Annotated in this window: 1 protein-coding gene; it reads left to right on the top strand. The window is 74.2% G+C overall.

Annotated features, from left to right (window positions below; translation table 11 throughout):
* Positions 1-862: ABC transporter transmembrane domain-containing protein (locus GTW67_RS14665; protein ID WP_161165262.1), on the top strand; the 862-nt coding region annotated here is incomplete at both ends.

Genomic DNA, 862 nt, shown 5'->3' with positions numbered 1-862 from the left:
ACGCCTCACCGCAGGGGCCCCGGCCGACGGCGACGCCCTCTGGCCGCTGGTGACCCTGGCCTGCGTGTCGGGCCTCGTCGCCCTGGTGTGCGGCACGGCGGCCGGCGCCCTCGCCCACCTCGCCGACAACGACCTCCAGCTCACCCTCCGCCGCAGACTCGCCCGGCACATCGGGCGGCTGCCGCTCGGCCGGCTCACCGACCGGGGCACCGGCGAGGTCAAGCAGGCCGTGCAGGACGACGTGAGCGCCCTGCACACACTCTTCGCCCACACCCTCCTCGACGTCGTCTCCGTGCTCACCGCCCCGGTGCTCGCCCTGGTCTACCTGTTCACCGTCGACTGGCGCCTCGCCCTGGTCAGTGTGGTGCCCCTGCTGCTGGGCGTGCTCCTGTTCAGCCGGGCCATGGCGGGCGCGGCGGCACAGATGGCCGAGTTCGGCGCCGCCGTGGGCCGTATCTCCTCCGCCGCCGTGGAGTTCGCGTCCGGCATCGCCGTCTTCAAGAGCTTCGGGCGCGGACGCAACGCCCACGAGCGTTTCGTCCGCGCGACCGAGGGCTTCGCCGACTTCTTCTCCGGCTGGGTCCGGTCCACCCTGGCCACCTCCACCGCCGCGATCCTGGTGGTCACCCCGGCCGTGGTCCTGCTGCTCCTGGCCGTACCGGGCGCGGTGTTCGTCACCCAGGGCTGGACGACCGGCGCCGAACTCGTCCCCTTCCTCCTGCTCGGGCCCGCCGTCGCCGCACCCATGGGCGTCGTCGGACCCCGCATCCAGCAGATCCGGGCCGGCCAGGCCGCCGCCGTACGCGTCACCGAACTCCTGGACGCCCCCACCCTCCCCGAGCCGACGACTCCCGCCCTCCCC

Source organism: Streptomyces sp. SID5910 (genome assembly GCF_009862125.1).
In the GTDB taxonomy this organism is placed as follows: domain Bacteria; phylum Actinomycetota; class Actinomycetes; order Streptomycetales; family Streptomycetaceae; genus Streptomyces.
The sequence above is the reverse complement of the archived record's forward strand: the minus strand, read 5'-3'. Positions and strand labels throughout refer to the sequence as shown.